General features: G+C 45.2%; 13 protein-coding genes. All 13 read left to right on the forward strand.

Going from position 1 to position 5,875, the window contains the following annotated elements:
• On the forward strand, positions 1 to 279 hold a 279-nt coding region (gene rplX, locus AB4496_RS08650; RefSeq protein WP_372070340.1), incomplete at its 5' end, for a 50S ribosomal protein L24.
• Between the two features lie 24 nt (positions 280 to 303).
• A complete protein-coding gene (rplE, locus tag AB4496_RS08655; RefSeq protein WP_004736744.1) occupies positions 304 to 843 on the forward strand; it encodes a 50S ribosomal protein L5 in 540 nt (179 codons plus the stop codon).
• A 16-nt stretch (positions 844 to 859) separates the two neighbouring features.
• The gene (rpsN, locus tag AB4496_RS08660) at positions 860 to 1,165 is read left to right on the forward strand and encodes a 30S ribosomal protein S14 (protein ID WP_004736747.1); all 306 of its coding nucleotides are present in this window, start codon (positions 860 to 862) and stop codon (positions 1,163 to 1,165) included.
• Positions 1,166 to 1,194: 29 nt separating this feature from the next.
• Positions 1,195 to 1,587, forward strand: a complete 393-nt coding sequence (gene rpsH, locus AB4496_RS08665; RefSeq protein WP_009847785.1) for a 30S ribosomal protein S8 — start codon at positions 1,195 to 1,197, stop codon at positions 1,585 to 1,587.
• A 10-nt stretch (positions 1,588 to 1,597) separates the two neighbouring features.
• Entirely contained in the window at positions 1,598 to 2,131 is a 534-nt protein-coding gene (gene rplF / locus AB4496_RS08670; RefSeq protein WP_009847784.1) for a 50S ribosomal protein L6, read from the forward strand.
• A gap of 9 nt (positions 2,132 to 2,140) precedes the next feature.
• Complete coding sequence (gene rplR, locus AB4496_RS08675) at positions 2,141 to 2,494, forward strand: 50S ribosomal protein L18 (RefSeq protein WP_009847783.1); 354 nt, start codon at positions 2,141 to 2,143, stop codon at positions 2,492 to 2,494.
• Positions 2,495 to 2,508: 14 nt separating this feature from the next.
• Positions 2,509 to 3,009 (forward strand): 30S ribosomal protein S5, encoded by a 501-nt coding sequence (gene rpsE / locus AB4496_RS08680; protein WP_004736754.1) that lies wholly within the window; start codon positions 2,509 to 2,511, stop codon positions 3,007 to 3,009.
• 7 nt (positions 3,010 to 3,016) lie between these two features.
• Positions 3,017 to 3,193 (forward strand): 50S ribosomal protein L30, encoded by a 177-nt coding sequence (gene rpmD, locus AB4496_RS08685; protein WP_004736756.1) that lies wholly within the window; start codon positions 3,017 to 3,019, stop codon positions 3,191 to 3,193.
• A 5-nt stretch (positions 3,194 to 3,198) separates the two neighbouring features.
• Positions 3,199 to 3,633, forward strand: a complete 435-nt coding sequence (gene rplO, locus AB4496_RS08690; protein ID WP_004736758.1) for a 50S ribosomal protein L15 — start codon at positions 3,199 to 3,201, stop codon at positions 3,631 to 3,633.
• Between the two features lie 20 nt (positions 3,634 to 3,653).
• Complete coding sequence (gene secY / locus AB4496_RS08695) at positions 3,654 to 4,988, forward strand: preprotein translocase subunit SecY (RefSeq protein WP_004736759.1); 1,335 nt, start codon at positions 3,654 to 3,656, stop codon at positions 4,986 to 4,988.
• 41 nt (positions 4,989 to 5,029) lie between these two features.
• Positions 5,030 to 5,143, forward strand: coding sequence for a 50S ribosomal protein L36 (gene rpmJ / locus AB4496_RS08700; RefSeq protein WP_000868186.1), 114 nt, complete (start codon positions 5,030 to 5,032; stop codon positions 5,141 to 5,143).
• Positions 5,144 to 5,292: 149 nt separating this feature from the next.
• Complete coding sequence (rpsM, locus tag AB4496_RS08705; protein ID WP_004738779.1) at positions 5,293 to 5,649, forward strand: 30S ribosomal protein S13; 357 nt, start codon at positions 5,293 to 5,295, stop codon at positions 5,647 to 5,649.
• Positions 5,650 to 5,668: 19 nt separating this feature from the next.
• A partial coding sequence (gene rpsK, locus AB4496_RS08710) for a 30S ribosomal protein S11 (protein ID WP_372130821.1) occupies positions 5,669 to 5,875 on the forward strand: 207 nt, incomplete at its 3' end.

The raw sequence follows: 5,875 nt of genomic DNA on the forward strand, positions 1-5,875 counted from the left end.
CTTGCTGGTAAAGATAAAGGCAAGAAAGGTAAAGTAACTAAGGTTCTGACAACTGGTAAAGTTGTTGTTGAAGGCATCAATCTTGTTAAAAAACACCAAAAGCCGGTTCCGGCTCTAGGTCAACAAGGTGGCATCGTTGAACAAGAAGCAGCTATTGATGCTTCTAACGTTGCAGTCTTTAACGCGGCTACTGGTAAAGCAGACCGTATCGGTTTCCGTATCGAAGATGGCAAGAAAGTTCGTTTCTTCAAATCTAACGGCGAAACTGTTTCTAACTAATTAGAAGTAATTTGGAGTTCTACTATGGCGAAACTGCATGATTACTACAAGTCGTCTGTAGTCGCTGAGCTTACCAAAGAGTTCAGCTACACAAGCGTCATGCAAGTCCCTAGGATTGAGAAAATCACCCTAAACATGGGCGTTGGTGAAGCAATCAACGATAAGAAACTGCTAGAAAACGCAGCATCTGATATGGCAACGATCTCTGGTCAAAAGCCTCTTATCACGAAAGCGCGTAAATCTGTAGCTGGTTTCAAAATTCGTGAAGGCTACCCAATTGGTTGTAAAGTAACCTTGCGTGGTGAGCGCATGTGGGAATTTTTAGAGCGTTTAATCTCTATCGCACTTCCACGTGTACGTGATTTCCGTGGTGTTAGCGCTAAGTCTTTTGACGGACGCGGTAACTACAGCATGGGCGTTCGCGAGCAAATCATCTTTCCGGAAATCGACTACGATAAAGTCGATCGTGTCCGCGGTCTTGATATTACTATCACGACATCTGCGGGATCCGATGAGGAAGGCCGAGCTCTGCTGGCTGCCTTTAACTTCCCATTCCGTAAGTAAGGGTAGGGTTACTGTTATGGCTAAACAATCAATGAAAGCACGTGAAGCTAAACGTGCAAAACTAGTAGTTAAGTTCGCTGAAAAGCGTTCTGCGCTAAAAGTTATCATTAGCGATGTAAACGCATCTGAAGAAGATCGTTGGAATGCGGTTCTTAAACTGCAATCTCTTCCACGTGATTCAAGTGCATCACGTCAGCGCAACCGTTGCAACCAAACTGGTCGTCCACACGGTTACCTACGTAAATTCGGTCTAAGCCGTATTAAGGTTCGCGAAGCTTGCATGAAAGGCGAGATTCCGGGTCTTCGTAAGGCTAGCTGGTAATTGCCACTTAATCATTTGGAGTAAATCTTATGAGCATGCAAGATCCGATTTCGGATATGCTGACCCGCGTTCGTAACGGTCAGGCAGCAAATAAAGTTGCTGTAAAAATGCCTTCTTCAAAGCTTAAAGTTGCAATTGCTGCATTACTTAAAGCTGAAGGTTACATCGTAGACTTCGCTGTTGACAGCGAAGCAAAACCTGAGCTAGAAGTTACTCTTAAGTACTTCCAAGCTAAACCTGTAATCGAGCAAATCAAGCGCGTATCACGTCCTGGTCTAAGAGTTTATAAAAATAAAGACTCTTTACCTACAGTGATGGGTGGTCTTGGTATTGCAGTTGTTTCTACTTCCAAGGGTCTGATGTCTGACCGTGCTGCTCGTAAAGCAGGTCTTGGCGGTGAAATCATCTGTTACGTAGCTTAAGGAGTAGATTATGTCTCGTGTTGCTAAAGCACCTGTCGCTATTCCAGCTGGCGTAGAGGTGAAACTAAACGGCCAAGAAGTTACTGTAAAAGGTAGCAAAGGTGAGCTTACTCGCGTTCTTAACAGCGCCGTAGTTATTGCACAGGAAGAAAACAACCTAACTTTCGGTCCGAAAGAAGGTGTTACTAACGCATGGGCACAAGCTGGTACAGCTCGCGCTCTAGTTAATAACATGGTTGTGGGTGTTACTGAGGGCTTCACTAAGAAGCTAACTCTTAAGGGTGTTGGTTACCGTGCTGCTATGAAAGGCAACGCTGTAGGTCTAACTCTTGGTTTTTCTCACCCAGTAGAGCACGCTCTACCTGAAGGTATTAAAGCTGAGTGCCCTAGCCAAACTGAGATCGTTATTACTGGTTGCGATAAGCAAGTAGTAGGTCAAGTTGCGGCTGACATTCGTTCTTACCGTGCTCCTGAGCCTTACAAAGGCAAAGGTGTTCGTTACGCAGATGAAAATGTGCGTACTAAAGAAGCTAAGAAGAAGTAAGGTATCACTATGGATAAGAAAGCATCTCGCATCCGTCGTGCTACACGTGCACGTCGTAAGATTGCAGAACTTGGTGCAACTCGCCTGGTAGTACATCGTACTCCTCGCCATGTTTACGCTCAAGTTATCTCGGCAAACGGCTCTGAGGTTATCGCAGCTGCTTCTACTGTAGAAAAAGCGATCCGTGAGCAAGTTAAGAACACTGGTAACGTCGATGCAGCTAAAGCAGTTGGTAAAGCTGTTGCTGAGCGCGCTCTTGAAAAAGGCGTAGCTTCAGTTGCATTTGACCGTTCTGGTTTCCAATACCACGGTCGAGTAGCGGCGCTAGCAGAATCTGCTCGCGAAGCTGGTCTGAAATTCTAAGGTAGGGTTGGAAGATGGCTAAAGAACAACAACAAGCTAATGATTTGCAAGAAAAGCTGATCGCTGTTAACCGTGTATCTAAGACGGTTAAAGGTGGTCGAATCATGAGCTTCACTGCACTAACAGTAGTTGGTGACGGTAATGGTCGCGTAGGTTTCGGTTACGGCAAAGCTCGTGAAGTACCTGCAGCGATTCAAAAAGCAATGGAAAAAGCGCGTCGTAACATGGTTACTGTTGCGCTTAACGAAGGCACTCTTCACCACCCGGTGAAAGGTCGTCATTCGGGCTCTAAAGTTTACATGCAGCCAGCTGCTGAAGGTACAGGTGTTATTGCCGGTGGTGCAATGCGTGCCGTACTTGAAGTTGCAGGCGTACATAACGTTCTTTCTAAAGCATACGGTTCAACGAACCCAATCAACGTTGTTCGCGCAACGATTGGTGCTCTAGTAGACGTTAAGTCACCAGAAATGGTTGCTGCTAAACGTGGTCTAACTGTTGAATCTATTTCGGAGTAAGCACACGATGGCAACTATTAAAGTAACTCAAACTAAAAGCTCAATTGGTCGCCTACCTAAGCACAAAGCGTGTCTTAAAGGTCTAGGTCTTCGTCGCATCAACCATACAGTAGAACTTGAAGATACTCCGTGCGTACGCGGTATGATCAACAAGGTTTACTACATGGTTAAGATTGAGGAGTAATCAGAATGCGTTTGAATACTCTATCACCGGCTGCTGGCTCTAAACCTTCTAAGAAGCGTGTAGGTCGTGGTATCGGTTCTGGCCTTGGTAAAACAGGTGGCCGCGGTCACAAAGGTCAAAAGTCACGTTCTGGCGGCTCTGTTCGTCCAGGTTTTGAAGGCGGTCAAATGCCTCTAAAACAACGTCTACCTAAATTCGGTTTCACTTCTCGTAAGAGCCTAGTGTCTGCTGAAGTTCGTCTAGCTGAGCTAGCGAAAGTAACAGGTGACGTAGTTGATCTTAACAGCCTTAAAGCTGCTAACGTTATCACTAAGAACATCGAGTTTGTTAAGATCGTTCTTTCTGGTGACCTAAGCAAAGCTGTGACTGTTAAAGGTCTACGCGTGACTAAAGGCGCTAAAGCTGCAATCGAAGCTGCAGGCGGTAAAATCGAGGAATAATCTCGAGGAACGAGGTACAGATGGCTAAGAAACCAGGAAAAGATTTTCGTAGTGCTCAGAGCGGCTTAAGTGAACTAAAGTCGCGCTTATTATTCGTAATTGGTGCACTTTTAGTATTCCGAGCCGGCTCTTTTGTGCCGATCCCTGGTATTGACGCAGCTGTACTTGCCGATTTGTTCGATCAGCAAAAAGGTACCATCGTAGAAATGTTTAACATGTTCTCCGGTGGTGCTCTTGAGCGTGCATCTATATTAGCATTGGGTATCATGCCGTACATTTCGGCATCGATCGTAGTCCAATTGCTAACTGTAGTTCATCCAGCGTTAGCGGAACTCAAAAAAGAGGGTGAAGCAGGCCGTCGTAAGATAAGCCAATATACACGCTACGGCACGCTTGTACTTGCAACATTCCAAGCTATTGGTATCGCAACAGGCTTACCAAACATGGTCGACAATCTGGTTGTTATCAACCAAACCATGTTTACGCTTATTGCTACCGTGAGTTTAGTAACTGGTACCATGTTTTTGATGTGGTTAGGTGAACAAATCACTGAGCGAGGAATCGGTAATGGTATTTCCATTCTGATTTTTGCAGGTATTGTTGCTGGATTGCCTTCTGCAATCGGTCAAACAATCGAGCAAGCGCGTCAAGGTGAATTGCATGTGCTTCTTCTGTTGTTTATCGCGGTATTGTCTTTTGCTGTAATTTACTTCGTAGTTTTCATGGAACGTGGTCAACGTCGTATCGTCGTTAACTATGCGAAGCGTCAACAAGGTCGTAAAGTTTTTGCAGCTCAAAGCTCTCACTTGCCTCTTAAGATTAATATGGCAGGTGTTATTCCAGCGATTTTTGCATCAAGTATTATTTTGTTCCCAGGAACATTAGCACAATGGTTTGGTCAAAATGGTGAAAGCAGCGCGTTCGGTTGGTTAACTGACGTGTCATTAGCTCTTAGCCCAGGTCAACCTTTGTATGTAATGCTTTATGCAGCAGCTATAATCTTCTTCTGTTTCTTCTATACAGCGTTGGTGTTTAACCCGCGTGAAACAGCTGATAATTTGAAGAAGTCTGGTGCATTCGTACCCGGTATCCGCCCAGGTGAGCAGACAGCGAAATATATCGATAAAGTGATGACTAGGCTAACCCTTGCGGGCGCTCTATACATTACTTTTATATGTCTGATTCCTGAATTCATGATGGTCGCGTGGAACGTTCGTTTCTACTTCGGCGGCACATCACTACTAATCGTAGTGGTAGTTATCATGGATTTCATGGCACAGGTACAGACTCATCTGATGTCACAACAGTATGATTCTGTGTTAAAGAAAGCGAATCTGAAAGGTTACGGCCGTTAATTCGGTAGTAATTATTTCGATTCCATTTACGGAGTTTAGCAATGAAAGTTCGTGCTTCCGTTAAAAAAATCTGCCGTAACTGTAAAGTTATCAAGCGTAACGGTGTCGTTCGCGTGATTTGCAGTGAGCCAAAGCATAAGCAACGCCAAGGCTAATCAGCAGAAATTTTTACTTGAAATACTAGGTAGAGTCGAGTATATTCCTCGGCCTACCTTTTGCGTGCAAAAGAAGTAGTATGCCGCAGCGTATCCATAACGGGCTTTGCTGCGGATAATTCTTTTATGAACCCCCTTAGGAGTGAATAATGGCCCGTATAGCCGGCATTAACATTCCTGATCATAAGCATTCTGTAATTGCACTTACTGCAATCTACGGTATTGGCAAAACTCGCTCTCAAGCTATTCTAGCTGAAGTGGGTATTGCTGAAGATGCTAAGATCAGTGAACTAACTGAAGAGCAGATCGATCAACTGCGTGATGGTGTAGCTAAATACACTGTAGAAGGTGATCTACGTCGTGAAGTATCGATGAACATCAAGCGTCTTATGGACCTTGGCTGTTACCGCGGTCTTCGTCATCGTCGCAGTCTACCACTACGTGGACAGCGTACTAAAACCAACGCTCGCACCCGTAAGGGTCCGCGCAAGCCGATCAAGAAATAGTCGGATAAGGTAGAGTACAATGGCAAAACAACCAACTCGCGCGCGTAAGCGCGTACGCAAGCAAGTAGCTGATGGCGTAGCGCACATTCATGCTTCTTTCAACAACACAATCGTAACTATCACTGACCGTCAAGGCAACGCTCTTGCATGGGCTACAGCAGGTGGTTCAGGTTTCCGTGGTTCTCGTAAATCTACTCCGTTCGCAGCACAAGTTGCAGCTGAGCGT

It is taken from the genome of Vibrio sp. 10N.222.46.A1, assembly GCF_041473595.1.
GTDB lineage: Bacteria > Pseudomonadota > Gammaproteobacteria > Enterobacterales > Vibrionaceae > Vibrio > Vibrio tasmaniensis_A.

Bases quoted from the DNA above. Each gene is read 5' to 3' on its own strand.
- rplE (WP_004736744.1), top strand. From the start codon at position 304: ATGGCGAAACTGCATGATTACTACAAGTCGTCTGTAGTCGCTGAGCTT.
- rpsN (WP_004736747.1), top strand. From the start codon at position 860: ATGGCTAAACAATCAATGAAAGCACGTGAAGCTAAACGTGCAAAACTA.
- rpsH (WP_009847785.1), top strand. From the start codon at position 1,195: ATGAGCATGCAAGATCCGATTTCGGATATGCTGACCCGCGTTCGTAAC.
- rplF (WP_009847784.1), top strand. From the start codon at position 1,598: ATGTCTCGTGTTGCTAAAGCACCTGTCGCTATTCCAGCTGGCGTAGAG.
- rplR (WP_009847783.1), top strand. From the start codon at position 2,141: ATGGATAAGAAAGCATCTCGCATCCGTCGTGCTACACGTGCACGTCGT.
- rpsE (WP_004736754.1), top strand. From the start codon at position 2,509: ATGGCTAAAGAACAACAACAAGCTAATGATTTGCAAGAAAAGCTGATC.
- rpmD (WP_004736756.1), top strand. From the start codon at position 3,017: ATGGCAACTATTAAAGTAACTCAAACTAAAAGCTCAATTGGTCGCCTA.
- rplO (WP_004736758.1), top strand. From the start codon at position 3,199: ATGCGTTTGAATACTCTATCACCGGCTGCTGGCTCTAAACCTTCTAAG.
- secY (WP_004736759.1), top strand. From the start codon at position 3,654: ATGGCTAAGAAACCAGGAAAAGATTTTCGTAGTGCTCAGAGCGGCTTA.
- rpmJ (WP_000868186.1), top strand. From the start codon at position 5,030: ATGAAAGTTCGTGCTTCCGTTAAAAAAATCTGCCGTAACTGTAAAGTT.
- rpsM (WP_004738779.1), top strand. From the start codon at position 5,293: ATGGCCCGTATAGCCGGCATTAACATTCCTGATCATAAGCATTCTGTA.